The organism is Variovorax sp. PAMC 28711 (genome assembly GCF_001577265.1).
Taxonomy (GTDB): Bacteria; Pseudomonadota; Gammaproteobacteria; order Burkholderiales; family Burkholderiaceae_C; genus Variovorax.
Window position 1 is genome coordinate 3523898 of sequence record NZ_CP014517.1, and the last position, 23744, is coordinate 3547641.

25 protein-coding genes and 1 riboswitch are annotated in these 23744 nt (G+C 66.9%); of the genes, 17 read left to right on the forward strand and 8 right to left on the reverse strand.

Going from position 1 to position 23744, the window contains the following annotated elements:
• Positions 1-20: 20 nt before the first annotated feature.
• Genes AX767_RS17015 through AX767_RS17040 form a run of 6 tightly spaced genes read left to right on the forward strand, consistent with a single transcriptional unit; the run spans position 21 to position 5279 of the window.
• Positions 21-1343, forward strand: coding sequence for a homoserine dehydrogenase (locus tag AX767_RS17015; protein WP_068632405.1), 1323 nt, complete (start codon positions 21-23; stop codon positions 1341-1343).
• Positions 1344-1347: 4 nt separating this feature from the next.
• Positions 1348-2763 carry a threonine synthase gene (gene thrC, locus AX767_RS17020; RefSeq protein ID WP_068632406.1) on the forward strand — a complete coding sequence of 472 codons (1416 nt, stop codon included), beginning with the start codon at positions 1348-1350 and terminating at the stop codon, positions 2761-2763.
• A gap of 12 nt (positions 2764-2775) precedes the next feature.
• Complete coding sequence (gene mobB, locus AX767_RS17025) at positions 2776-3321, forward strand: molybdopterin-guanine dinucleotide biosynthesis protein B (protein WP_068632407.1); 546 nt, start codon at positions 2776-2778, stop codon at positions 3319-3321.
• Positions 3314-4558, forward strand: a complete 1245-nt coding sequence (locus AX767_RS17030; RefSeq protein WP_068632408.1) for a molybdopterin molybdotransferase MoeA — start codon at positions 3314-3316, stop codon at positions 4556-4558. The genes mobB and AX767_RS17030 overlap by 8 nt, the downstream gene beginning before the upstream one ends.
• The gene (gene moaD / locus AX767_RS17035; RefSeq protein ID WP_068632409.1) at positions 4555-4806 is read left to right on the forward strand and encodes a molybdopterin converting factor subunit 1; all 252 of its coding nucleotides are present in this window, start codon (positions 4555-4557) and stop codon (positions 4804-4806) included. Before AX767_RS17030 ends, moaD begins: the two co-directional genes overlap by 4 nt.
• Positions 4803-5279, forward strand: a complete 477-nt coding sequence (locus AX767_RS17040) for a molybdenum cofactor biosynthesis protein MoaE (RefSeq protein WP_068632410.1) — start codon at positions 4803-4805, stop codon at positions 5277-5279. Before moaD ends, AX767_RS17040 begins: the two co-directional genes overlap by 4 nt.
• Before the next feature lie 24 nt (positions 5280-5303).
• Here AX767_RS17040 and AX767_RS17045 read toward each other — a convergent pair whose 3' ends face one another.
• A complete protein-coding gene (locus tag AX767_RS17045) occupies positions 5304-6299 on the reverse strand; it encodes a Bug family tripartite tricarboxylate transporter substrate binding protein (protein WP_068633812.1) in 996 nt (331 codons plus the stop codon).
• 120 nt (positions 6300-6419) lie between these two features.
• On the opposite strand from AX767_RS17045, the gene clpB reads away from it, so the two are divergent.
• The 6 genes from clpB to AX767_RS17075 all read left to right on the forward strand — a co-directional run bounded on the left by clpB (position 6420) and on the right by AX767_RS17075 (position 11798).
• Positions 6420-9041 carry an ATP-dependent chaperone ClpB gene (clpB, locus tag AX767_RS17050; RefSeq protein WP_068632411.1) on the forward strand — a complete coding sequence of 874 codons (2622 nt, stop codon included), beginning with the start codon at positions 6420-6422 and terminating at the stop codon, positions 9039-9041.
• A gap of 9 nt (positions 9042-9050) precedes the next feature.
• Positions 9051-9380: a hypothetical protein gene (locus AX767_RS17055; RefSeq protein WP_237288486.1), complete on the forward strand. Its 330-nt coding sequence runs from the start codon at positions 9051-9053 to the stop codon at positions 9378-9380.
• A gap of 79 nt (positions 9381-9459) precedes the next feature.
• Complete coding sequence (locus tag AX767_RS17060) at positions 9460-10644, forward strand: acetyl-CoA C-acyltransferase family protein (protein WP_068632413.1); 1185 nt, start codon at positions 9460-9462, stop codon at positions 10642-10644.
• Between the two features lie 7 nt (positions 10645-10651).
• Entirely contained in the window at positions 10652-11062 is a 411-nt protein-coding gene (gene arfB / locus AX767_RS17065) for an alternative ribosome rescue aminoacyl-tRNA hydrolase ArfB (protein ID WP_068632414.1), read from the forward strand.
• Between the two features lie 50 nt (positions 11063-11112).
• A complete protein-coding gene (locus tag AX767_RS17070; RefSeq protein WP_068632415.1) occupies positions 11113-11502 on the forward strand; it encodes a response regulator in 390 nt (129 codons plus the stop codon).
• Between the two features lie 44 nt (positions 11503-11546).
• Positions 11547-11798 (forward strand): hypothetical protein, encoded by a 252-nt coding sequence (locus AX767_RS17075; protein WP_068632416.1) that lies wholly within the window; start codon positions 11547-11549, stop codon positions 11796-11798.
• On the opposite strand, the gene AX767_RS17080 is transcribed toward AX767_RS17075, so the two are convergent.
• Entirely contained in the window at positions 11773-13437 is a 1665-nt protein-coding gene (locus AX767_RS17080; RefSeq protein WP_443082752.1) for a SulP family inorganic anion transporter, read from the reverse strand. The two genes, AX767_RS17075 and AX767_RS17080, sit on opposite strands and share 26 nt — an antisense overlap.
• A 197-nt stretch (positions 13438-13634) precedes the next feature.
• On the opposite strand from AX767_RS17080, the gene AX767_RS17085 reads away from it, so the two are divergent.
• Positions 13635-14099 carry a hypothetical protein gene (locus tag AX767_RS17085; RefSeq protein ID WP_156481065.1) on the forward strand — a complete coding sequence of 155 codons (465 nt, stop codon included), beginning with the start codon at positions 13635-13637 and terminating at the stop codon, positions 14097-14099.
• Between the two features lie 10 nt (positions 14100-14109).
• Complete coding sequence (locus tag AX767_RS17090) at positions 14110-15501, forward strand: coniferyl aldehyde dehydrogenase (RefSeq protein WP_068633814.1); 1392 nt, start codon at positions 14110-14112, stop codon at positions 15499-15501.
• Here the strand turns inward: AX767_RS17090 and AX767_RS17095 are convergent, their stop codons facing one another.
• Together AX767_RS17095 and AX767_RS17100 are read right to left on the reverse strand one after the other, a co-directional pair.
• On the reverse strand, positions 15502-15897 hold the full coding sequence (locus AX767_RS17095; RefSeq protein ID WP_068632419.1) for a DUF2501 domain-containing protein: 396 nt from the start codon (positions 15895-15897) through the stop codon (positions 15502-15504).
• Between the two features lie 59 nt (positions 15898-15956).
• The gene (locus AX767_RS17100; protein WP_237288487.1) at positions 15957-16799 is read right to left on the reverse strand and encodes an AraC family transcriptional regulator; all 843 of its coding nucleotides are present in this window, start codon (positions 16797-16799) and stop codon (positions 15957-15959) included.
• Between the two features lie 89 nt (positions 16800-16888).
• Between AX767_RS17100 and AX767_RS17105 the strand changes: the two genes are divergently transcribed.
• Together AX767_RS17105 and AX767_RS17110 are read left to right on the forward strand one after the other, a co-directional pair.
• Complete coding sequence (locus tag AX767_RS17105; protein ID WP_068632420.1) at positions 16889-18142, forward strand: MFS transporter; 1254 nt, start codon at positions 16889-16891, stop codon at positions 18140-18142.
• Complete coding sequence (locus AX767_RS17110; RefSeq protein ID WP_068632421.1) at positions 18139-18885, forward strand: sulfite exporter TauE/SafE family protein; 747 nt, start codon at positions 18139-18141, stop codon at positions 18883-18885. The genes AX767_RS17105 and AX767_RS17110 overlap by 4 nt, the downstream gene beginning before the upstream one ends.
• Before the next feature lie 18 nt (positions 18886-18903).
• On the opposite strand, the gene AX767_RS17115 is transcribed toward AX767_RS17110, so the two are convergent.
• On the reverse strand, positions 18904-19413 hold the full coding sequence (locus AX767_RS17115) for a 6,7-dimethyl-8-ribityllumazine synthase (RefSeq protein ID WP_068632422.1): 510 nt from the start codon (positions 19411-19413) through the stop codon (positions 18904-18906).
• 96 nt (positions 19414-19509) lie between these two features.
• A riboswitch (FMN riboswitch) is annotated at positions 19510-19667 on the reverse strand.
• Positions 19668-19767: 100 nt separating this feature from the next.
• Positions 19768-20865, reverse strand: a complete 1098-nt coding sequence (locus AX767_RS17120; RefSeq protein ID WP_068632423.1) for a DNA glycosylase AlkZ-like family protein — start codon at positions 20863-20865, stop codon at positions 19768-19770.
• 169 nt (positions 20866-21034) lie between these two features.
• Between AX767_RS17120 and AX767_RS21430 the strand changes: the two genes are divergently transcribed.
• Positions 21035-21472 carry a hypothetical protein gene (locus tag AX767_RS21430; protein ID WP_156481066.1) on the forward strand — a complete coding sequence of 146 codons (438 nt, stop codon included), beginning with the start codon at positions 21035-21037 and terminating at the stop codon, positions 21470-21472.
• Between the two features lie 198 nt (positions 21473-21670).
• On the opposite strand, the gene AX767_RS17130 is transcribed toward AX767_RS21430, so the two are convergent.
• Both AX767_RS17130 and AX767_RS17135 read right to left on the reverse strand, forming a co-directional pair.
• Complete coding sequence (locus AX767_RS17130) at positions 21671-22549, reverse strand: sugar phosphate isomerase/epimerase family protein (RefSeq protein WP_068632425.1); 879 nt, start codon at positions 22547-22549, stop codon at positions 21671-21673.
• Positions 22550-22557: 8 nt separating this feature from the next.
• The gene (locus tag AX767_RS17135) at positions 22558-23742 is read right to left on the reverse strand and encodes a dihydrodipicolinate synthase family protein (protein ID WP_068632426.1); all 1185 of its coding nucleotides are present in this window, start codon (positions 23740-23742) and stop codon (positions 22558-22560) included.
• Between the last annotated feature and the right edge of the window lie 2 nt (positions 23743-23744).

Below are 23744 nucleotides of genomic sequence, written 5' to 3' on the forward strand. Positions count from 1 at the left end.
CCAGCAAGAACGCGACTTTCATGAAACCCATCCAAGTAGGCCTTCTGGGCATCGGCACCGTCGGCAGCGGCACCTTCAACGTGCTCCGGCGCAACCAGGAAGAGATCAAGCGGCGCGCGGGTCGCGGCATCGAGATCACGATGGTGGCCGACCTGGACACGGCGCGCGCGCGGGCGGCGGTCGGGGAGGGCGTTCAGGTCGTCGCCGACGCGCACGCCGTCATCGCCAACCCGGACATCGACATCGTCATCGAACTGATCGGTGGCTATGGCATCGCCAGGCAGCTCGTGCTCGAAGCCATCGCCGCGGGCAAGCACGTGGTGACGGCCAACAAGGCCCTGCTCGCAGTGCACGGCACCGAAATCTTCGCGGCCGCGCACGACAAGGGCGTGATGGTCGCGTTCGAAGCCGCCGTGGCTGGCGGCATCCCGATCATCAAGGCGCTGCGCGAAGGCCTCACGGCCAACAGCATCCAGTGGATCGCCGGGATCATCAACGGCACGACCAATTTCATCCTGTCCGAGATGCGCGACAAGGGCCTCGACTTCGGCACGGTACTCAAGGAGGCACAGCGCCTGGGTTACGCCGAGGCCGACCCGACCTTCGACATCGAAGGGGTCGACGCCGCGCACAAGGTCACGCTGATGAGCGCGATCGCGTTCGGCATCCCGGTGCAGTTTGACAAGGCGCACGTGGAGGGCATCACGAAACTCGCGGCGCAGGACATCAGGTACGCCGAGCAGCTCGGCTACCGCATCAAGCTGCTCGGCATCACCAAGCGCACCGCCAAGGGCATCGAGTTGCGCGTGCACCCGAGCCTGGTGCCGTCGAAACGGCTGCTCGCGAATGTCGAGGGCGCGATGAACGCGGTGGTCGTGCACGGCGATGCCGTGGGCACCACGCTCTACTACGGCAAGGGCGCCGGCAGCGAACCGACGGCCAGCGCGGTGATCGCCGACCTGGTCGACATCACGCGCCTGCACACGGCCGATGCCGCTCACCGGGTGCCGCACCTCGCGTTCCATCCCGACGCGATGAGCGACCTGAAGGTGTTGCCGATGGAAGAGGTCATTACCAGTTACTACCTGCGTTTGCGCGTGGCCGACCAGGCCGGCGTGCTTGCCAAGGTCACAGGTCTGCTGGCAACAGCCGACATCAGCATCGACGCGGTGCTGCAGCGCGAAGCCGACGAAGTGGGCGGCGAGGGCTCGACGCAAACCGACCTCATCATCCTCACCCACGATGCGCGCGAAGGCACGGTGAGCGAAGTGATCGCCGAGCTGCAGGCGCTGCCCACCGTGCTGGCGCCGATCGTGCGGATTCGCAAGGAAGAGTTGAGCTGATCCGATGAACTACCTGAGCACCCGCGGCCACCCCGACCGCAAACGCTTCTGCGACATCCTGCTGGAAGGCCTGGCGCCCGATGGCGGCCTGTACCTGCCGGAGCGCTATCCGCAAGTGGACGCCGACATGCTGGCCAGGTGGCGCGGCCTGCCATACGCCGAACTGGCGTTCGAGATCCTCTCGCTCTACGTCGACGACATTCCGCCGGCCGATCTGAGGGCGTTGTGCGCGAAGACGTACACGGCGGAGGTGTTCGGCACCGACGAGATCGTGCCGTTGCGCGAGCTCGAAGACGGTGTCTACCTCGAAGCCTTGTCCAACGGCCCGACGCTGGCGTTCAAGGACATGGCGATGCAGTTGCTCGGCAATCTGTTCGAGTACGAACTGACGCGTCGCGGCGCCGAGCTCAACATCCTCGGCGCAACGAGTGGCGACACCGGCAGCGCCGCCGAATACGCGATGCGCGGCAAGAAGGGCGTGCGCGTCTTCATGACCTCGCCCGACGGCCGCATGAGTCCGTTCCAGCAGGCGCAGATGTTCAGCCTGCAGGACGAAAACATCCACAACATCGCGATCGCTGGCGTGTTCGACGATTGCCAGGACATCGTGAAGGCGGTGTCGAACGATCTCGCTTTCAAGCGCAAGTACCGCATCGGCACGGTCAATTCGATCAACTGGGCCCGCCTCCTGGCGCAGGTCGTCTACTACTTCGCCGGCTACTTCCAGGCGACGGCCAGCAACGACAAGCAGGTGAGCTTCGCAGTGCCGTCGGGGAACTTCGGCAATGTCTGCGCCGGCCACGTCGCCCGCATGATGGGCCTGCCGATCCGCACGCTGGTGGTCGCGACCAACGAGAACGACGTGCTCGACGAGTTCTTCCGCACCGGCGTGTACCGCGTGCGCGCCGCGGCCGACACGCACGAGACCTCCAGCCCGTCGATGGACATCAGCAAGGCCAGCAACTTCGAGCGCTTCGTGTTCGATCTTCTCGGCCGCGACGCCGACAAACTGCGCAGCCTGTTCGAGGGCCAGATCGCCGAAACCGGCCGCTTCGACCTGAGCGTCGACCCCGCCTTCGCCGATGCCGCCGGCCGCTTTGGTTTTCGCAGCGGCCGCAGCACGCATGCCGACCGCCTCGCCACCATCCGCGACACCGACAAGCGCTTCGCCGTGCTGGTCGACACGCACACGGCGGATGGCCTGAAGGTCGCGCGGGAGTACGTCGAAGCCGGCGTGCCCATGGTCGTGCTCGAGACCGCGCTGCCGATCAAGTTCGCCGCGACCATCGTGGAGGCGCTGGGCCACGAGCCGGATCGCCCGGCCCGGTTCGAAGGCATCGAAAAACTCCCCAAGCGCGTCGTCAAGCTGCCGTCGGATGCGCAGGCCGTCAAAGCCTACATCGCCGAAAACTGTGATTGAAACGGGCGCTGCATGAAGGTCATCGGTTTTGCCGGTTACTCCGGTGCAGGCAAGACCACGCTGGTCGAGCGGCTGATTCCGCTGCTCAAGCGCCGCGGGTTGCGGGTGTCTGTGGTCAAGCATGCGCACCACAAGTTCGACATCGACCATCCGGGCAAGGACAGTTGGCGGCATCGCGAGGCGGGCGCTTTCGAAGTGGTCGTCGCGTCTGACAAGCGCCTCGCCCTGATGCGCGAATTCGAGCAGCCGGCGCAACTCGACGTGCACCAGCTGATCGCCGAGCTCGATGCCGGTGTCGACTGGGTGCTCGTCGAGGGCTTCAAGCACAGCGACCTGCCGAAAATCGAAGTCTGGCGCGCGGCCGATGCCGGCGAGGCGCCCCGCGCGGTGCGCTACGACCAGGACGCGCACGTCGCCGCGATTGCGACCGACGCGCCGCATTTGCTGAACGCGCCGATCGGCGTGCCGATGTTCGGCCTGGACGACGTCGAAGACATTGCGCGCTGGCTGATCGACAGCGGCGACCGCTTTCACTACAACGTGACCACCCATGGCTGATTCAAAACGTCCTCCCCTGATGCCGCTCGACGAGGCGCTCGTCAGCCTGTTGGCAAAGGCGGTGCCCCCGGTTGGCAGCGAGAGCGTGTCGACTTTCGAAGCCGACGGGCGCGTGCTCGCACAAGACGTGGTCTCGGCACTGACCGTTCCGCCACGCGACAACAGTTCGATGGACGGTTATGCCGTGCGCGCCGACGACTGCGCGGTGCCGGGTGCCGTGCTGCGGGTGGCGCAACGCATTCCGGCCGGCAGCGTCGGCACACGGCTCGAGGCCGGCACGGCGGCGCGCATCTTCACCGGGGCGCAGATCCCCGGGGGGGCGGACGCGGTCGTCATGCAAGAGGACACGGCTGCCCTCGCCGAAGCCGAGGGTCTTGGCAGCGTCCGCATCGCGATCGTGCCGGCGGGCGGTCAATGGATTCGCCGCGCCGGCGAAGACGTCGCGGCAGGTGACGTGGTGTTGTCGAAGGGCGAGCGCCTCACGCCCGCCGCGCTCGGCCTGGCCGCGAGCGTGGGTTTCGATCGGCTGCAGGTCGCCAGGCGCCCGCGCGTTGCGCTGCTGTCGACCGGCGACGAACTCGTGATGCCCGGCGACGTGGCGCCCGAAGCGATGAAGCCCGGGTCGATCTACAACTCCAATCGCTTCTTCATGCGCGCGCTGCTGCACCGGCTGGGCTGCGAAGTGAACGACCTGGGCATCGTGCCGGACCGGCGCGATGCGACCATCGATGCGTTGCGCGATGCCGCCGCATCCAACGACCTGATCATCACCACCGGCGGCGTCTCGGTCGGCGAAGAAGACCACATCAAGGCCGCGCTGCAGGCCCTCGGCGAACTGCAGCTCTGGTCGCTCGCCATGAAGCCGGGTAAACCTTTCGCCTATGGCAACATCGGCGGCACGCACGTCACCGGGCTGCCGGGCAATCCGGTCTCCAGCTTCATGACGTTCGTGCTGCTGGTGCGGCCGTTCATCCTTGCGCTGCAGGGCGCTGCGCGCACGGCAATCGTGTCGACTGCGATGCGCGTCGATTCCGACTGGGCGAAGCCCGATCGGCGCCGCGAATTCCTGCGTGCACGCCGCAACGCGCAGGGCGGCCTCGAGCTGTTCCCCAACCAGAGTTCGGGTGTGCTGACATCCGCCGTGTGGGGAGACGGCGTGATCGACAACCCGGGCGGCCAGGCGTTCGCCCGGGGCGACACGGTCCAGTTCATTCCTTTCGCATCGCTCTTCTCATGAAAATACCTGTCCGCTATTTCGCATCGGTCCGCGAGGCGCTCGGCAAGAGCGATGAATCGGTCGACACAGCCGCTCCCACGCTGGCCGCGCTGCGCGACGAACTCATCGCCCGCGGCGAGCCCTACGCCTCCGCGCTCGCGCGCGGCAAGGCGGTGCGCATGGCGCTCGACCACACCATGACCGTCGAGACCGCAGCGCTGCGCGACGGCGTCGAGGTCGCGTTCTTTCCGCCGGTCACCGGAGGGTGAGCGTGCCGCGCGTGCTCGTGCAGACCGCCGATTTCGACATCGGCGCAGAAATCGCCACGCTGCGCGCCGCGCAGCCGGCGGTCGGCGCCGTGTGCAGCTTCATCGGCACGGTGCGCGATCGCAACGACGGCAGCGCCGTGGCGTCGATGGAGCTGGAGCATTACCCCGGCATGACCGAGAAGGCGATCGACGCCATGATCGACGAGGCCGAGCGCCGCTTCGGCCTGTTGGGCGTGCGCGTGATCCACCGCGTGGGCCTGCTCCAGCCGCAGGACCAGATCATGATGGTTGCGGTGGTGTCGGCGCACCGCGCCGAGAGTTTTCAGGCCTGTGAATTCCTGATGGACTATCTCAAGACCCAGGCGCCGTTCTGGAAAAAAGAACAGACGCCCGAGGGCGCCCGGTGGGTCGACGCGCGCGTCGCCGATGACGCTGCGCTCGCGCGCTGGGGCATCGACGCCGGCAACGCGTAGGGCCGGCGCAACCTTGCCGCAGGCTTACTTGGGCACGAAGCCGCTGGCCTGGATGATGCGTTCCCAGCTCTGCGTGTAGGTGCGCACGCGGCCGGCGAACTGGCCTTGCGGTTCGTAAGCTACGTTGAGGCCCAGCGTCGTCAACTTCTGCTTGATGTCGGGCATGGCCAGCACCTTCTGCAGCGCAGTGCCGAAGCGGTCGATCACGGGTTGCGGCGTGCCGACCGGGGCGAACACGCCGTAGTAGGGGTAATCGTCGAGGTTGGGAAAACCGAGCTCGCTGAAGGTCGGGATCGTCGGCAGCAACGGCTGCCGCTTCGCGCCGATCACGGCCACGATGCGCACCTTGCCCGCCTTGTGGTTCTCGATGAAGTCGGGCACCGATGCGATGCCCGCACTGATCTGGTTGCCCAGCATGTCGGCCGTCATCGGTGCGCTGCCGCGGTAGGGCGCGGCCTGCAGGTCGAGCTTGTATTTGTCGCCGATCATCTTCACCAGGAACTCGGGGATCGAGCCCGGCGCGGGAACGCCGATGGTGTCCTTGCCGTCGCGCTGCGTCTTGACCCACTTCACATACTCATCGATGGTCTTGGCCGGCGTGGCGCCCGACACGGCGAGCACGTTGGCGAAGGTCGCGAAGCCGGCCACCGGCACGAAGTCGTTGCTCGGGTTGAAGCCCGGATTTTTCACGACCTGCGGCAGGATAGAAATCGAGTGGTCGTGCGTGAGGAACAGCGTGTGGCCGTCGGCCGGCGCGGCCTTGAGCGCTTGCGCAGCGATCTGGCCGCCGGCACCGGCGCGGTTCTCGACCACGATCGGTGTGCCCAGTTCGTCCTTGAGCTTCTCGCCCAGCATGCGGGCGATGGCGTCGGTGCCGGCACCGGCCGGAAAGCCGACCAGCAACTTGATCGGCGTGCTGCTTTGCGCCTGCGCCATGCCCGAAAGACCCGCTGCCACGGCCAGGAGGCCGGCGGTCAGTGCGTGCCGTACCGCACGGACGCGCGGTGTTGAAAAAGCCATGATCGACTCCAAACGAAGGATTGAAAGATGAAGGGCACGGTGCAATAGCCATGCCCGGACGCGGCGATTGCCCTTGAATCGCGCCGCGACAGCCCTATTTTGAATGCAGGAAACCACACCATGCGCCAAGACAAACTCACCACCAAGTTCCAGGAAGCGCTCAGCGACGCCCAAACGCTCGCGCTGGGCAACGACAACGCCTACATCGAGCCGGCCCACCTGCTGGCCGCGATGCTGCGCCAGGACGAAGGCCCGCGTGCGCTGCTCGAGCGTGCCGGCGTCAATGTGGCAGGCCTGACCCAGGCGGCCGAGGCCGCCATCAAGAGGCTGGCGCAAGTGCAAGGCAACGACCAGGTCCAGGTCGGCCCCGAACTCGCCAAGCTGCTGCAGGCCACAGAAAAAGAAGCCCTCAAGCGCAACGACCAGTTCATCGCCGGCGAGCTCTTCCTGCTGGCGTTGTCGGACTCCAAAGCTGATGTCGGCAACCTCGCGCGTGCCAACGGCATGACGCGCAAGTCGCTCGAGTCCGCCATCGACGCGGTGCGCGGCGGGCAGGGCGTGAACAGCGCCGATGCCGAAGGCCAGCGCGAGGCGCTCAAGAAATACTGCATGGACCTGACCGAGCGCGCGCGCCTGGGCAAGCTCGACCCGGTCATCGGCCGCGACGAGGAAATCCGCCGCGCCATCCAGGTGCTGCAACGTCGCACCAAGAACAACCCGGTGCTGATCGGTGAACCCGGCGTCGGCAAGACCGCCATCGTCGAAGGCCTGGCGCAGCGCATCGTCGCGGGCGAGGTGCCCGAGTCGCTCAAGGGCAAGCGGGTGCTGTCGCTCGACATGGCGGCGCTCCTGGCCGGCGCCAAGTTCCGCGGCGAGTTCGAGGAGCGCCTGAAGACCGTGCTGAACGAACTCGCAAAGGACGAAGGGCAGACCATCGTCTTCATCGACGAGCTGCACACCATGGTCGGCGCCGGCAAGGCCGAAGGCGCCATGGACGCGGGCAACATGTTGAAGCCCGCGCTCGCGCGCGGCGAGCTGCACTGCGTGGGCGCCACCACGCTCGACGAGTACCGCAAGTACATCGAAAAAGACGCCGCTCTGGAGCGCCGCTTCCAGAAGATCATCGTCGGTGAGCCCAGTGTGGAGGCGACCATCGCCATCCTGCGCGGCCTGCAGGAGAAGTACGAGGTCCACCATGGCGTCGACATCACCGACCCGGCGATCGTCGCTGCGGCCGAGCTGGCCGATCGCTACATCACCGACCGCTTCCTGCCTGACAAGGCGATCGACCTCATCGACGAGGCCGCGGCCAAGATCAAGATCGAGATGGATTCCAAGCCCGAGGTGATGGACCGGCTGGACCGCCGGCTGATCCAGCTGCAGATCGAGCGCGAGGCCGTGCGCCGCGAGAAGGACGAATCGTCGCAAAAACGCTTCGGACTGATCGAAGACGAGATCGCCAAACTGCAGAAGGAGATCGCCGACTACGACGAGATCTGGCAGGCCGAGAAGGCGCAGGCGCAGGGCAGTGCCCACGTGCGCGAAGACATCGACAAGATCAAGTTCCAGATCGCCGAGTTCACCCAGAAAGGTGACTTCAACAAGGTCGCCGAGCTGCAGTACGGCCAGTTGCCGGCGCTGGAGAAGCGCCTGAAAGAAGCGCAGGACAGCGAAACGACCAAGGGTAAGTCGACGGTGCCCACCTTGCTGCGCACCCAGGTCGGCGCCGAAGAGATCGCCGAGGTCGTGGCGCGTGCCACCGGCATCCCGGTCGCCAAGCTGATGCAGGGCGAGCGCGACAAGCTGCTCGTGATGGAAGCCAAGCTGCACGAGCGCGTGGTCGGCCAGGATGAGGCCATCGGTGCGGTCGCCAACGCCATTCGCCGTTCGCGCTCGGGCCTCTCGGACCCGAACCGCCCGACCGGCTCCTTCCTGTTCCTCGGTCCCACGGGTGTCGGCAAGACCGAACTGTGCAAGGCGCTGGCGGGGTTCCTGTTCGACAGCGAAGACCACCTGATTCGCGTCGACATGAGCGAGTTCATGGAGAAGCATTCGGTCGCGCGGCTGATCGGCGCGCCGCCGGGCTACGTGGGCTACGAAGAGGGCGGCTACCTGACCGAAGCCGTGCGCCGCAAGCCTTACAGCGTGCTGCTGCTCGATGAGGTCGAGAAAGCGCATCCGGACGTGTTCAACATCCTCTTGCAGGTGCTCGACGACGGGCGTCTCACTGACGGCCAGGGTCGCACCGTGAACTTCAAGAACACCGTGATCGTGATGACCAGCAACATCGGCTCGCCGATCATCCAGTCGATGGTCGGGCAGCCGAGCCAGGACATCAAGGACGCGGTGTGGGACGAGCTGAAGAACTACTTCCGGCCCGAGTTTTTGAACCGCATCGACGAGACGGTGGTGTTCCATGCGCTCGACGCGAAGAACATCGAATCGATCGCGGCGATCCAGCTGAAGGTGCTGCAGGCGCGGCTCACGAAGATGGACTACACGCTGGATGTGTCGCCCGCCGCGCTGGCCGAGATCGCCAAGGTCGGCTTCGACCCGGTGTTCGGGGCGCGACCGCTCAAGCGCGCCATCCAGCAGCGCATCGAAAATCCGCTGAGCAAGTTGCTGCTCGACGGCAGTTTCGCGCCGAAGGACACGATCTACGTGACCACCGATCCGATCCATTCGCCGGGCCAGTTCGGGTTTTCGAAGGCCGGGGAACCAACCAGCGAGGTCGCGGCCTAAGGGCGGATAATGAATTTTATTTTTCGCGTGGTCTTCTTCCTGCTCGGCCTCGTGTTCGCGGCCAGCCTGGCGGTGGCCGTGCTGCTGCTGGCCGCGGTGTGGGGCGTGCGCTACGGCTGGGCGCGCCTCACCGGCAAACCGGTCACGCCGTGGGTGATGCGCTTCAACCCCGGTGCGGGCTTCGACCGCTTTCGCGCGGCCGGTCGGTCGGCCGAGCCGAGCGCCGCAGACGTCGCCAATGCGCGCGCGCGTGGGGAATCGGTCGAGCAGCCCGTGCGCATCCGGGGCACGGCGAGCGATGTGACGGACGTTTCGCCGAAATCTGCACCGCACGGGTGACAGCGAGAGGCGTCGTTCGCCGTCAAAATCGTCTCCTGCGCCCACCGCCGTGGTGGGTTCGTTTCCGGAGAGACATCCCATGACTTCACGCGACATCTTCGTGGTCGGCACTGCCCGCACCGCCATCGGCACCTTCGGCGGTTCGCTGAAGGACGTGCCCAACACCCAGCTCGCCACCACGGCGGTCAAGGCCGCCCTCGAACGCAGCGGCGTGGCGCCCGACGCCATCGGCCACGTGGTCATGGGCAACGTGATCCCGACCGACGTGAAGGATGCCTACCTGAGCCGTGTCGCTGCCATCGATGCCGGTTGCCCGATCGAGACGCCGGCCTTCAACGTGAACCGCCTCTGCGGCTCCGGGCTGCAGGCGATCGTGTCTGCCGCGCAGGCGATCGCGTTGGGAGACTGCGACATCGCGATCGGCGGTGGTTCCGAGTCGATGAGCCGCGGCCCTTACTTCGACACCGCGGCCCGCTATGGCGCGCGCATGGGCGACGCGGTGCTGGTCGATTACATGCTCGGTATCCTGCACGACCCCTGGGAAAAGATGCACATGGGCATCACCGCCGAGAACGTGGCGGCGCGCTACGGCATCACGCGCGAACAGCAGGACCAGCTGGCGGTGATGAGCCAGCAGCGCGCGGCTGCGGCCATCACGGCGGGCCGCTTCAAGGAGCAGATCGTCTCGGTCGAAGTGAAGACACGCAAGGGCGTCGTGCTGTTTGACACCGACGAGCACGTACGCGCCGACACCACGATGGAAGCGTTGGCCAAGATGAAGCCGGCTTTCAAGAAGGACGGTCTCGTCACCGCCGGCAACGCGTCGGGCATCAACGACGGCGCGGCCGCGGTGGTGCTGGCCGAGGGTTCGCGCGTCCAGGTGCTCGGGCTCAAGCCGCTCGCGCGCCTCGTGGGTTACGCGCACGCGGGCGTCGAGCCGGCCTACATGGGCATCGGCCCGGTGCCGGCCACGCGCAAAGTGCTGGCGCGCACGGGGCTCAAGGTGAGCGACCTCGACGTGATCGAGTCGAACGAGGCCTTCGCGGCGCAGGCCTGTGCTGTCATCAAGGAACTGGATTTCGATCCGGCGAGGGTGAACCCGAACGGCTCCGGCATTTCGCTCGGCCACCCCGTGGGCGCGACCGGCGCGATCATCACGACCAAGGCGATCGCCGAGCTGCACCGTATCGGTGGCCGCTATGCGCTGGTGACAATGTGCATCGGCGGCGGGCAGGGCATCGCTGCGATCTTCGAACGCGTCTGATCGCTCGATGACGCTGCGCAAGCCGCTTTTCGTCGATGAGAACGAGGTCGAGCTCAGCGCCATCCGTGCGCAGGGGGCGGGCGGCCAGAACGTCAACAAGGTGTCGAGCGCGGTACATCTGCGCTACGACATCCCGGCCAGTTCGCTGCCCGACGACGTGAAGGAGCGACTGCTCTCGCTGCGCGACTCGCGCATCACGCAAGAGGGCGTGCTGGTGCTCAAAGCGCAGCAGCACCGCACCCAGGAAATGAACCGGAACGACGCGCTCGCTCGCCTTCAGGAAGTGGTCGACAGCGTGGCGACGCCGCCGCGCGTGCGGCGCGCGACCCAACCCACCTACGGTTCGAAGCAGCGCCGGCTCGAAGGAAAAAGCCAGCGCTCCGCGATCAAGAACTCGCGCGGACGGGTGCGGGACTGAACGCTTGCCATAAACTCGCGCCACGCAGCAACGGTCACCTCACGGATTTCATGGCGCTCATCACGTTCATCGTCGAAGACAACAAGACCATCCGGGACAACCTCATTCCGTCACTGGAAGATCTTGCCAATGCGGCCGTCGCCGGCATCGCCGAAACCGAGAACGAAGCCATCGCGTGGCTCGAGACGCACCGCGGCGAGTGGCATCTCGCCGTCGTTGATCTGTTCCTCAAGCAGGGTTCCGGGCTCGGCGTCCTGGCCGCCTGCCGTGAGCGCGGCGATCAGCAGCGCGTGGTGGTGCTCAGCAACTACGCGACCTCTGAAATGAAGGCGCGTTGCGCGGCGCTCGGTGCCGACGCGGTGTTCGACAAGTCCAACGACTTGGACGCCTTCTTCGAATATTGCAACGCCGACCGACCCTCGCAGTTGGCGCCGCTCTGAGCGCCTGACCGGCGCCCGCCGCTTGTGTGTCGAAGGACGCCTCCTTGCACATCCACGAATGTCGCCTGCAGAAAGACCTTCACCTCAACGGCGCGCTGCGCTCGGTGGAGGGCGTGATTCGCGACCTGCTGGCGGAAATCAACAGCGGCCAAATCCTGGAGCGCAACGGATTCGAGAATCTGGTGCGCGGTTCGAAGCTCGACATCGAGGCGCTCTACCGGCATGTGCTCAAGGAGAACTGGTACCTGTCTGCCGTGGAGGCCCTCAAGCTCAAGCTGGTGGCGGGGACCGTCTGACGTGGCCCAGCGCGGCGAGCGCCTCGGCGTCGGTGCGGTAGCTGCAGAACAGCGGGCCGGGCGCGAGCAGGCCCGCGCGATCGAGCAACTGTTGGGCCGGCAGCTTGAGCCCGCTCAGGTGAAACCGGACGCCCTTGCCCTCGAGCATGCGGCGGATCGAACCGAACACTTCCGCGCCGGTGATGTCGACGCGGTTGATCGGTTGCGCGAAGAGGCACACGTCGGTGAGACCGGTCCGCCCGGCCAGCGCTTCGGCGATCGCACGCTCGAGCGTGGGCGCCGAGGCGAAGTCGAGCTCGGCGTCCATGCGCAGCGCATAGAGCTGCGGCGCGAGCGGTGGCAGCTGCCACAGGTGGCGGTCGCGCAGGCTGCCATCGCCATGCAGGCCCACTTCGATGATGCGCGGATGCAGGTGGCGGTACATGTAGTTCGCGAGGCTCGCGAGCAGGCCGCCGAGCACGCCCCAGTAGATCGACGGCGCGGTCGCGATGGTCAGCGCGAAAGTCGCGAATGCGATGCCGCCTTCCACGCGCGACACCCGCCAGAGCACCGCGAAGCTGCGCGGCTTGATGAGCCCCAGGATGGCCGTCATGACCACGGCGGCGAGCACGGCCTGCGGCACGTGGTACAGCATCGGCATCAACCACAGCAACGAGATTGCGACGACGAGCACGCTGAACAAGGTGGCCCAGCCGGTCTGGGCGCCGGCATACAGCGTGATGGCCGAGCGCGAGAACGAAGAGCTGGTCGGGAACGCGCCCGTGAGACCCGACGCCACCTTCGCGAGGCCTTGCCCGATGAGGTCCTGGTTTTCGTTCCAGAGCGTGCCGGCCCGCGCGTTGTCGATCTTCGCGCTCGATGCGGTTTCGAGAAAGCTCACCAGCGTGATCGTGAGCGCCGGCAGCAGCAGCGCGCCCAGCGTCGACAACGCGACACCGCTTGGCCAGTAGAAAGACGGCAAGCCCGACGGCAACGCACCCACCACCGCGCCGCCGAGCAGCGCGTAGCTCAGTGCCCAGCTCAGCGCCGAAGCGGCTGCCACCAGCGCCATGGTCGTCGGCACGCGCGGCAGCCAGCGTTTGCCCGCCCACAGCACGGCCATGCTGCCGAGGCCGAACGCCATCGCCGTCCAGTCGGGCGGCGTGCCGCCGCGCAATCCCTCGAGCATCTGCAAAAGCGTGCGCCCGGTGAACCCGAGCAGCGCGGGAAGTTGCGAGATCGCGATGAGGATCGCCGCGCCCTGCGTGAAACCGGTCAGCACCGGCGAATTGACCAGCCGAAGCACCCAGCCAAAGCGGCCGGCGCCGATCAGGATCTGGATGCCGCCAGAGAGCAGCGTGAGCCACACCGCCATCGCCACCCACTCGGCACTGCCGGCCACCGCCAGCGGGGCGAGCGAGGCACCGACGAGCAAACTGGTGAGCGCCGTCGGGCCAACCGACAGGCGTTGAGACGAACTGAACAGCACCGCCACCAGCGCCGGCCAGAGCGCGGCGTAGACGCCGGTCACCAGCGGCATGCCGGCGAGCGCCGCGTAGGCCACGCCTTGCGGAATCACCATCAACGCCACCGTGATGCCGGCGATGGCTTCGCTCTGCAACAGCCCGCGGCTCGGGCGGGGCCAGGCAAGGCACGGCATCCAGCGCGCAAGGCGCTGACGCAGCGAGGTTGAGTTTGCTATCGAATTCATAGCTGTATACGCAGGCTGGGCGGGAGCTGCAGCACTGTCTACTGGAAGTAGCGAACGAGTATAGAGCGCACACGCCGCGCGGTGCGCACGTTGCAACGCAGCTTGCGCCTACAGCGACCGCTGAGGAGGCGCCACACAGTGAGGAGATGCTGCACGCCCTACGCACCCTGTTCACGCCTCGCCGCGGGCCCGATCCTTTCGTGGCTTACGCGCGCGTCGTCGACGAACTCCCGCTGGCTGCGGTGCCGCTCGCGCATGCGTTGGTGCATTCGTCGAATGGCATTCACGACAACTTGCGGCGCTGGCTGGATGTGGCCCTGGCGCAGCGTGCGCCAACGGCCCTCGGACAGCCTTCGTCGCGCGCGGCGGTTTCGGTCTGGCATGCGTTGCAGGACAGCCAGGCGAGCGGCCTGCGACTCTCGGCAGAGGCAGACTGGGCGTTGCTGCACGCGATCGGACTCGAACTCGCGACGCTGGAGGCAATGCGCTTCCTGCTTCGCGTGCATGTGGTGACGGTGCAGCAGTGGTTGCCCGGCGCGACCGAGGCCGCGCAGGCACTGGCGGCGTCGGTGGTGGTGTGGCCCGACCTGGCGAGCACCGAAGCGCTGTAGATTGCTGCGCATGACCGATGTGCACGCCCTGTTCGATCTTCAACACCACGCCAGTCGCGAGACGGTAGACGTACCCATCGCCACGCGGCGCGACAGACTGCAGCGCGTGCGCACGCTGATCGATGTCAACGCGGATGCGCTCGCCGATGCGGTGCAGGCCGACTTCGGGGTGCGTTCGCCGATGTTGACCGAAGTGGCCGATCTCTTCGTGCTGCGCAACCTGATCGCTCAGCTCTCGCGCAACGTCGCGCGCTGGAGCAGACCGCAGCGCGTGTCCACGCCGATCTACCTCCAGCCTGCGCGCGCCTGCATTCAGCGCCAGCCGCTGGGCGTGGTCGGCGTGATCGCGCCGTGGAACTACCCACTGCAGTTGTCCCTCGGCCCTGCAGCCACCGCGCTCGCAGCGGGCAATCGCGTGATGCTCAAGCCGAGCGAGCTCACGCCGCGCACCTCGGCATTGCTGGCCGACCTCGTGGCCGCGTCGTTCGCACCCGATGAATTCACCGTGGTGCAGGGCGATGGCGCGTTGGCGGCGCAGTTCTCGGCCTTGCCGTTCGACCATCTCTTTTTCACCGGCTCGACGGCGGTTGGCCGCAAGGTCGCGCAGGCCGCAGCGGCCAACCTCACCCCGACCACGCTCGAGCTCGGCGGCAAGTCGCCATGCATCGTCGATGTCTCGGCCGATCTCGACACCGCCGCACTGCGCATCGCGCACGGCAAGTTGCTCAACGCCGGCCAGACCTGCATCGCGCCCGACTACGTGCTGCTGCCGCGCGGTCGCGAAACGGATTTTGCCGATGCGTGGCGGCGTGCCGTGGCGCGGCTCTTTCCGCAGATCGTGGGCAGCGCCGACTACGCATCGGTCCTCACCGCGGCCCACTACGCGCGGTTGAACGCGCTGCTGGACGAAGCGCGCGGGGAGGGCGCGCGCATCGAGCAGGCGGCCTCGGGCGACGCGACGCGCCAAATGGCGCCGGCGCTGGTGTTCGGCGCGCAAGCCGGGCAGCGTCTGCTGCGGGAAGAAATCTTCGGCCCCATCCTGCCGGTGCTGCCGTGCGACAGCACCGACGAAGCGGTGCGCTACATCAACGCCCGGCCGCGGCCGCTCGCGCTCTACTGGTTCGGCACCGACACTGCCGCGCGCGACCGCGTGCTGGCGCAAACCGTGAGCGGCGGGGTGACGGTGAACGACACGCTGCTGCACGTCGCCCACGACAACCTGCCCTTCGGCGGCATCGGCGAAAGCGGCATGGGCTCGTACCACGGCGAGGCCGGCTTTCTGCGCTTCACGCAGCAGAAATCGGTGCTGGTGCAGTCGCGCTGGTCGGGCGGCGCGATGCTCTATCCGCCGTACGGGCCGCGCTTTCGGCGAATGATGGGCTTGCTGCGCAAACTGGCCTGATCAGACCAGCGACGCCGCGTTCTTCAGCACGTAGTCGCAGGCCTTCGTCTTGAGCTTGCCCGAGATGCCTTTCAGGTTCAACGACTTGCCGTCGTCGCCCATCAGCATGCCCTTGGCGCCGTTCGCGTAGCCGGTCTGCTGCTGCTTCTGGCCGGTGATCATGCCCATCAGCTTGTCCTTCACGCCGCCGGCGGCATCGGCGCTCAGGTAGTTGTTCTTCACGCAGTACTGCAGCACGCCGGCAGCGTTGCCGATGCTGCTCTGGCCCATCGCGGGCATCGCGTAGTTGCCGGCCTGCGATTTCAGGCTGTCGAGCAGGTTGTTGGCGTGGGCCGGTGCACCGATCGCGAGCACGGCAGCGGCGACGAGAGCGGAGAAAGTGGCTTTGACTTGCATGGTGATTCCCTTCCAATTGAAATGACAGAGTGCGCCTTCAGGCGCGGACGGAGCGGGCCTTACAGCCTCTTCTTGTGTTGGAACGCGGTGGGCGACTGTCCCGTCGCGGCCTTGAACATCGCGCAGAAGGCGCTGTCGGTCGAGTAGCCGCTGGCCGACGCCACCTGGCTCACCGGCATGCCGCGCGCCAGCAACGGCAGCGCGTGCGCCATGACGGCCTGCTGGCGCCATTGTTGCCAGCTGGTGCCCAGCTGCTGCTGGAACAGGCGCGCCACGGTGCGCTCGCTGGCGCCGATGGTGACGGCGCGCTCGGCCAGCGTCGCGCGATCGGCCGGATTGCGCAGCAGGGCCTCGCACAGCTGGCGCAGGCGCTTGTCGGTCGGCAGCGGCACGTCGATGCGGATCTGCGTGGCGCGTTCGAGCTCGTTGATCAACAGCGGCGCGATCATGCGTTCGCGCTGTGGCGCTTCGGGGTCGCGCGGCGGCAGGCCGTCGGGCGTGGTGTCGAGCGCCAGCATCAGCGCACGCATCAGCGGGCTGATCTCCAGCACCTCGCACTTTTCCCAGGCGGGCGCCAGCCAGGCATGCAGGTACACGGTGCGCAGCTCGGCATCTTCGATGAGCGTGATGCTGTGCGGCATGTCGGCCGGCACCCAGAGCGCACGCGAGGGCGGCACGATGTAGCTGCCATCTTCCGTGCTCAGGCGGATCACGCCCCGCGTCGAAAACGTCAGCTGCGGCCAAGGGTGCTGGTGCAATTCGACCCGCGTGGCGGCCTTGAGTAAATGCTCCTTGGCACGCAGCGGCCGCACGGCATCGGGTGCGTAGAGATGCGGGGTGAGCGGACCGACGCTGATGGTCGGCGCCGAACTCATGGCCGCGGCGGTGGCGGGTGCTGTCATGGTTTCGACAAATGTTGGCGCGGTATCGCCATTCTGCCGCCCGATCGCCGCATACGATCGGTCCCCGCTCCGCATTTTTGTAGCAAGTCATGTCGTCATCCGCTCCCGCCGTTTTTCCGACCACCCTGCGCACCGACGCCAAGTTGATCGGCCTGGTCGGGCTGGCGCATGCCATCAGCCACTTCAGCCAGCTCATCCTCGCGCCGCTGTTTCCCTGGCTGAAGGACGCCTTCAACGTGAGCTACACCGAGCTCGGCGCGGTGCTCACCGTCTTCTTCGTGGTGTCGTGCATCGTGCAGGCGGCCTCGGGCTTCATCGTCGACAAGCTGGGCCCGCGGCCGGTGCTCTTCGTCGGGTTGGGTGCGTTGGGGCTGGCGGCGTTCGGCTACGCGCTGGCGACCAGCTACTGGATGCTGCTCGCCTTTGCGGTGCTCGGCGGCATCGGCAACGGCGTGTTTCATCCGGTCGACTACACGCTGTTCAATCGCAAGGTCGCGCCGACCCGGCTGGGCCACGCCTACAGCGTGCACGGCATCACCGGGAGCCTGGGCTGGGCGCTGGCACCGGCCTTCGTGGTGCCGATCGCCATCGCGTTCTCGTGGCGGGTCGCGCTCGCTTCGGCGGGTGTTCTCGCCCTCGTCGTGCTGCTCGTGCTGTGGCTGTATCGCAGCGTGCTGTCGCTCGACGTGCAGGCCGTGCACAAGGCAACGGGTCAGGGCGAGCCGGCACCGGTCGGCGGGGAGTTCGATTTCCTGCGCATTCCCGCGGTGTGGATGTGCTTCGGCTTCTTCTTCTTCTATGCCGCGGTGATCAGCGTGGTGCAGACCTTCGCGCCGGCCGCGGCCGGCCACCTGCACCAGGTGCCGCTGGCGCTTGTGGCGATCTGCCTCACGGTCTACATGGTCGCGAGCGCCGCCGGCATGGTGCTCGGCGGCTTTCTCGCCTCGGACCCGACGCGTTGCGAGCGCATCGTCGGCGCCGGCTTCGGCGTCGCCTGCGCGTTGGCGCTGGTGCTGGCGTTCGCGAGCTTTCCGCCGCTGTGGGTGCCGGTGATCTTCGGCGCGATGGGCTTCGCATCGGGCATCGCGGGGCCGTCGCGTGACCTGCTGGTCAAGCGCTCCACACCGCCGAATGCGACGGGCCGCGTCTACGGCGTCGTCTATGCCGGGCTCGACATCGGGCAGGCGATGGCGCCGCTGGTCTTCGGGCGCCTCATGGACAACGGCCAGTACAGCAGCGTGATCCTCGGGCTGGCGCTGGTGCAGGGCGTGCTGATCGCCAGCGCGTTCAACGTGACGCGTGTGCGCCGCACGACGCTGTCGCCTGTCGCGGTTTCGGTTTGAGTCTCTACCTCGTTGTTGCGCTGGGCGCGGTCCTCGCGGGCTTCGTGCAGGGGCTGTCGGGCTTCGCGTTCGGCCTGGTCGCGATGTCGGTCTGGGCCTGGACGGTCGACCCGAAACTGGCCGCGGTGCTCTCCACCTTCGGCGCACTGGTCGGCCAGGTGATCGCGGCGGTCACGGTGCGGCGCGGGTTCGACAAGCGGCTGCTGCTGCCTTTCGTGATCGGCGGCCTCGCTGGCGTGCCGATCGGCATCTGGCTGCTGCCGCGGCTCGACGTGGCGGTTTTCAAGGCCTGCCTGGGTGGCCTGCTGGTGCCTTGGTGCCTGGCGATGCTGTTCGCACGCAATCTGCCACGCATCACCGGCGGTGGGCGCATCTCGGATGGCATCGTCGGGTTTCTCGGCGGCATCTGCGGTGGCGTCGGCGGGTTCACCGGCCCGGTCCCGACGCTGTGGTGCACCCTGCGCGGGCTGGACCGCGATGTGCAGCGCGCGGTGGTGCAGAACTTCAACCTCTCGATGTTGGCAGTCGCCTTCGCACTGCAGGTGGGCGCCGGCCATGTCGGCCTGGCAATGCTGCCGATGCTCGCCATCGTCGCGGTGTGCGTGCTCGTGCCGGTGCTGCTCGGCGCGCGGCTCTATGTCGGCATCAGCGACGCGCGGTTCCGGCAGATCGTGCTGGGGCTGCTCACGCTGTCGGGCGTCGCGCTGCTGATGGCGTCAGTGCCGGAGCTGTTGCGGCGCTGATCACCCTCGGTCGGCACGTCAGACCGCCAGCAGCGCGTCGACCTTCCGCAACCCTTCGATCGTCTTCACACAGGCTTCGGCCGCTTCGGTGCCCTTGATGGCGAAGTGGCGGTGGAAATATTTGCGGTGCTCCACATGCTCGTGGAAATGGTGCGGCGTGAGCACGGCCGACAGCATCGGCACGCCGGTTTCGAGCTGCAGCTTCATCAGCGCTTCGACGACGGTGCTCGCGACGAAGTCGTGGCGGTAGATGCCGCCGTCGACCACCAGTGCGCAGCCCACAATGGCGGCGTACTTGCCCGAATTGGCGAGGCGCTTGGCGTGCAGCGGGATTTCGAAGGCGCCCGGCACGTCGAACACATCGATGGTGTCGGCCGGCACGCCGAGGCGCGCCATCTCCGCGAGAAAGGCGTCGCGCGCCTGGTGGACGATGTCCGAATGCCACTGCGCTTCGACGAAGGCAATGCGCTTGCCCTCCGCGCCCGAAGACGGCATGGCGGACAAGGGAAGGTCGTTGATCTGACTCATGGTGCCTCTTCATAAAAAAGCAGGTTTCCTGAATCAGGGCGCACGAAGCCGCAGGCAAGCCGACGCGCACAGACGCGCGCGGCACCGCCGACGTTTTCGCGCTCTCTTTCATCCGGACTGTGACCGTCGGCTCCGGAATCGCACCGGGATCTGCTGACCCTGCGAGGCATGGCGCACCGCAGGCGCTCGCGGGCTTGTGCGAACGAGTCGCCATCACCGCCGGTGGGGAATTTCACCCCGCCCTGAGAACGCTGTGCCGGCTTTCACCGGCACGAGGCAGATTTTAGGGACGGCGCGCAGGCCCTGCTGTCACGCAAGCGGCAAGACCTCACAGGCCGCGCGCGTCTGCGTACCTCACCGCGCAACAAGGAACTGGGTCATGCGCTGCAGCTCGTCGTCGAGCGCCGAACGGAACGCGGGGCCGAGCGGCTTTCCGTGGGCATAGCCGAAGGTGGGCTGCAGCTTTTCACCGCTGGATGCGACGTTGGCCCAGCCGATCACCCGGTCGTGCCAGAGCAGGGGCAACGCATAGTGACCGAACCGGCGCTTCGGTGCGGGCGTGTAAGCCTCCAGCTTGTACGTCCAGTCCCAAAACAGGGTGAAGCGCCGGCGGTCCCACACGACCGGGTCGAAGGGCGCCAGCAGGCGCACGGCGTCGTCGGGTGCATGCCGCCGCGAGCGCGGTCTTTCGTCCGCGGGCCAGTACCAGGTCGTGCCGTCGAGGCGAACGCTGGCGAGCACTTCGCGCGCCTCGCGCAAGGCCGCCTGGCTCTGCGCGGCCAGATGCGGCGCGCCGTAGCCGAGCAGGCGCACAAGGTAGGTGAGGCTCGCGGCGGGCAGCGGTGCGTACTTGCGCACGATGAGTTCGAGCAGCGCCGCAGCGCGCATCGCGCGGCCTTGCGCGCTGTCGTCGATCGGCGGCGCATGCGCGACCGCGGCGTAAATGCGCGTGCCGCTCTCGCGCCGCACCACGCGCAGCATTCCGCGGTAGTGCATGCCGTCGAGCAGTTGGGTGCCCGCATTGCTCGAGCCGCCCCAGTAGTTGGTGACGCGGCCATGCGCGAAATGCGCATCGACCTCGCGCGGATGCACTTCGCCGCGTTCTCGCACAAAGGCCAGCACGTCGACCGCTTGGCGACGCGTGGCGGCGTCCCACGGCTTTCGCGTGCCTTCGCGGGGGTGCAGGAGCGCCAGGTGCTCGCGCGGCAGGAAGCCGTAGTTGACGAGGCAGTCTTCCTCGATGTCCAGACTTGCATAGCGGCGCGCCAGATCACCGGCGCGGTAGTCCTTGACGCGATGGCGCAGCGTGAGGTCCTGCGCGCGGGCCGGCGCACGGATGGGGTCGGCCTGCACGAAGCCCAGGCGCTGGATGGCGCGCGGCAGCGTCGTGGGCTTGAAGAGCGTGCGGGCGATGGCGTAGCGGCGCAGGTCGTCGAGGGCGGGGTTCGGCATGTTGCAGGATTTTGCAGCGCCGCCGTTCGGGGCGGGGCCGAAGGCGGTGTGAGTGCTAAGGCCAGCGCGGCATGAGAGTCTTGAACACCTTGCCGCAGTTCGGAACTTTCATTCGGCCATCTGGCAGGATTCGAGAATCGACGGTTATCAGAAGAAGGGAGTGTCAAAAATGACGAACGTTTTGGCCAGCCTGCTTTCAAGTAGCGGCTTCCTGGTGCTACTCATCGGATTTTTGTGCGGTGCTCCCCTGGGGAGCGCAATCAACAAGAACCTTCATGAAGAGCGTGTCCGAGCCTGGCGGGTTGCTCATTCGAGTTTGGTGGGTGGCGGAGTCATGCTTCTTGCCATCGCTTCCAATCTTTCGCGTATCGATTTGTCTGAACCTCTAAAGGTTCTGACATCGGTAATGCTCTGCATTTCTGTTTGGTCATTCACCTTCGCGCTCACCTTTGGAGCGTCGAGAGGGCATCGAGGGACAGAACGGGGGACTGGATTTACCGCGGCAATCACCTATACGGCCAACATCACCGGTGTGATCCTCTCATTGATTTCGATTCTGATGCTCGCCCACGGGGCGGGCGTTCATCTGCGGAACGGTATTTTCTGAACTTCATGCACGCGAGCAAAAATGCTCCGCCGTCGGGCCGATCATGTCTTCGGCTTCGCTCGCAGCGGCAGATAAACCTCTGCTCCACCCAGGCTCAGGTCGGTTGGGTACGCTGCGCAGCGAAATAGAGGAGGAGGCCGCAGGCCGGGGGACATTTGCGGAGCAGCGTGCCCTGCCGGCATGAGCCGCGTCACAAACTTAAACCGCGCTCTTGTGCCGCTCGATGCAAACGTCCAGCGTCTCAGCGCCGGGCCGCTGCCACCAGTCCAAGTTCGAGAAGATCTCGACCTCGCTGAACCCTGCGAACCCCGCCGCTTCGACCCATCCGCGAATCTTCTTCAGCTCCACCACCCCGTCGCCCATCATCCCGCGGTCGCTGAGCAGGTCGCGCGTGGGCGTGAGCCAGTCGCACACGTGGTACGCGAGGAGCCGTTCCTTGCCCGCGCGCGCGATCTGCTGCTGCAGCTTCGGGTCCCACCACACGTGGTAGATGTCGAGCGCGACGCCGAGCAGGCCGCTCTTGTCGGGATCGAGTTCGTCGCAAATGTCGAGCGCGTGCTCAAGCGTGTTGATGCAGGCACGGTCGGCCGCCTGCATCGGGTGCAGCGGTTCGATGGCGAGCGGCATGCCGACCTCGCGGGCGTAGTCGAGCGAGGCCGCGATGCCTTCGCGCACTTCACTGCGGGCGCGGGCGATGTCGGTGTAAGCGGCCTGGCCGTCGAGCGCGCCGGGCAGGGCGCCGACGACCAGCACGAGGCAGGGCGCATCGAGCGTCTTCGCTTCGTCGATGGCGCGGCGGTTGTCGTCGAGCGCGGCCTTCAGCCCAGCTGCATCGGGCGCGGGAAAGAAACCGCCGCGGCAGTAGCCCGACAAGACAATGCCGTGCGCCTTCAATTGGGTCGCGACCTTGTCGAGGCCCACGGCAGCGACCTGGTCGCGCCAGGGGCTGATGGCGCGGATCCCGCGCTCGGCGCATTGGTCGATGATGCGGTCGAGCGGCACTTCGGCGCCCGATTGCTTGCGCACGGTCGCGGTGTTGATGGAGAGCCAGTCGTGGTTCTGCGAGAAGTCGCGCATGGTCTTGTCTATTCCACGCCGTGCAGCGCCAGCAGCGTCTTCATGCGCTGCACCGCCAGCTCTGGCTGCTCCAGCACGCTGGCCGCATCGGCCAGACGGAACAGTTCGGCGAGGTGCTGCAACGAGCGCGTGCTCTGCTGACCGCCGACCATCGTGAAATGCCTCTGGTGGCCGTTGAGCCAGGCCATGAAGACCACGCCGGTTTTGTAGAAGCGCGTGGGCGCCGCGAAGATGTGGCGCGACAGCGGCACCGTCGGGCCGAGGATGGCGTGGAACTTCTCGACGTTGCCTTGCGCGAGTTCGCCGAGGGCCGAACTCGCGGCCGGGGCGATGGCGTCGAAGATGCCCAGCAGCGCATCGCTCTGGCCGTGCATCGGATCGCTGCCGAAGCCGTCGCCTGCGATCAGCTCCGCGTAGTTGAAGTCGTCGCCGGTGTACATGCGCACGCCAGAAGGTAGGCGGCGGCGCATGGCGATTTCCTTGTCCTTGTCGAGGAGCGAGATCTTGATGCCGTCGACCTTGTCCGGGTGCGCCGCGATGATGCCGACCGCTGTGTCCATGGCGGCATCGACGTTGCTGGTGCCCCAGTAGCCGGCCAGCGCCGGATCGAACATCTCGCCGAGCCAGTGCAGCACGACGGGCTGCTTCGCCTGTGACAGGATGCGGTCGTACACGCGCTCGTAGTCTGCGGGGCTCTTCGCGACACGGGCGAGTGCGCGGCTCGCCATCACGATGAGCTTGCCGCCGAGCTTCTCGATGGCCGCCATCTGCTCTTCGTAGCCGCGGATCACGTCGTCAACGCTCTTGACCTCGTCGAGGTTCAGGTGGTCGGTGCCGCAGCCCGAGGCGACCAGCGCGCCCGGCACGTCCTTCGCGGCATCGAGCGAGCGGCGGATGAGTTCCAGCGAGGTCGGCCAGTCGAGGCCCATGCCGCGCTGCGCGGTGTCCATCGCCTCGGCCACGCCCAGGCCGAGCGACCACAGGTGCCGGCGGTAGGCGATGGTGGTGTCCCAGTCGATGGCGGCCTGCAGCCACGGATCGACCACCGCGAGCGGGTCGGCCACGACGTGCGCGGCGGAGTAGGCGATGCGGTTGAACTTCACGCCGGCGGGCGGCTTCGCCGGCACGCTGCCGCGCAGCGCATACGGTGAAAGCGAGCCGTCAGCGGTCGGCAGGGTAAGGGTGAGAGCCATGG

Excerpts from the sequence above, each read along its gene's own strand:
- AX767_RS17015 (WP_068632405.1), top strand. The coding sequence starts at position 21 with ATGAAACCCATCCAAGTAGGCCTTCTGGGCATCGGCACCGTCGGCAGC.
- thrC (WP_068632406.1), top strand. The coding sequence starts at position 1,348 with ATGAACTACCTGAGCACCCGCGGCCACCCCGACCGCAAACGCTTCTGC.
- mobB (WP_068632407.1), top strand. The coding sequence starts at position 2,776 with ATGAAGGTCATCGGTTTTGCCGGTTACTCCGGTGCAGGCAAGACCACG.
- AX767_RS17030 (WP_068632408.1), top strand. The coding sequence starts at position 3,314 with ATGGCTGATTCAAAACGTCCTCCCCTGATGCCGCTCGACGAGGCGCTC.
- moaD (WP_068632409.1), top strand. The coding sequence starts at position 4,555 with ATGAAAATACCTGTCCGCTATTTCGCATCGGTCCGCGAGGCGCTCGGC.
- AX767_RS17045 (WP_068633812.1), bottom strand. The coding sequence starts at position 6,299 with ATGGCTTTTTCAACACCGCGCGTCCGTGCGGTACGGCACGCACTGACC.
- clpB (WP_068632411.1), top strand. The coding sequence starts at position 6,420 with ATGCGCCAAGACAAACTCACCACCAAGTTCCAGGAAGCGCTCAGCGAC.
- AX767_RS17055 (WP_237288486.1), top strand. The coding sequence starts at position 9,051 with ATGAATTTTATTTTTCGCGTGGTCTTCTTCCTGCTCGGCCTCGTGTTC.
- AX767_RS17060 (WP_068632413.1), top strand. The coding sequence starts at position 9,460 with ATGACTTCACGCGACATCTTCGTGGTCGGCACTGCCCGCACCGCCATC.
- arfB (WP_068632414.1), top strand. The coding sequence starts at position 10,652 with ATGACGCTGCGCAAGCCGCTTTTCGTCGATGAGAACGAGGTCGAGCTC.
- AX767_RS17070 (WP_068632415.1), top strand. The coding sequence starts at position 11,113 with ATGGCGCTCATCACGTTCATCGTCGAAGACAACAAGACCATCCGGGAC.
- AX767_RS17080 (WP_443082752.1), bottom strand. The coding sequence starts at position 13,437 with ATGCCGTGCCTTGCCTGGCCCCGCCCGAGCCGCGGGCTGTTGCAGAGC.
- AX767_RS17085 (WP_156481065.1), top strand. The coding sequence starts at position 13,635 with ATGCTGCACGCCCTACGCACCCTGTTCACGCCTCGCCGCGGGCCCGAT.
- AX767_RS17090 (WP_068633814.1), top strand. The coding sequence starts at position 14,110 with ATGACCGATGTGCACGCCCTGTTCGATCTTCAACACCACGCCAGTCGC.
- AX767_RS17095 (WP_068632419.1), bottom strand. The coding sequence starts at position 15,897 with ATGCAAGTCAAAGCCACTTTCTCCGCTCTCGTCGCCGCTGCCGTGCTC.
- AX767_RS17100 (WP_237288487.1), bottom strand. The coding sequence starts at position 16,799 with ATGACAGCACCCGCCACCGCCGCGGCCATGAGTTCGGCGCCGACCATC.
- AX767_RS17105 (WP_068632420.1), top strand. The coding sequence starts at position 16,889 with ATGTCGTCATCCGCTCCCGCCGTTTTTCCGACCACCCTGCGCACCGAC.
- AX767_RS17115 (WP_068632422.1), bottom strand. The coding sequence starts at position 19,413 with ATGAGTCAGATCAACGACCTTCCCTTGTCCGCCATGCCGTCTTCGGGC.
- AX767_RS17120 (WP_068632423.1), bottom strand. The coding sequence starts at position 20,865 with ATGCCGAACCCCGCCCTCGACGACCTGCGCCGCTACGCCATCGCCCGC.
- AX767_RS21430 (WP_156481066.1), top strand. The coding sequence starts at position 21,035 with ATGACGAACGTTTTGGCCAGCCTGCTTTCAAGTAGCGGCTTCCTGGTG.
- AX767_RS17130 (WP_068632425.1), bottom strand. The coding sequence starts at position 22,549 with ATGCGCGACTTCTCGCAGAACCACGACTGGCTCTCCATCAACACCGCG.
- AX767_RS17135 (WP_068632426.1), bottom strand. The coding sequence starts at position 23,742 with ATGGCTCTCACCCTTACCCTGCCGACCGCTGACGGCTCGCTTTCACCG.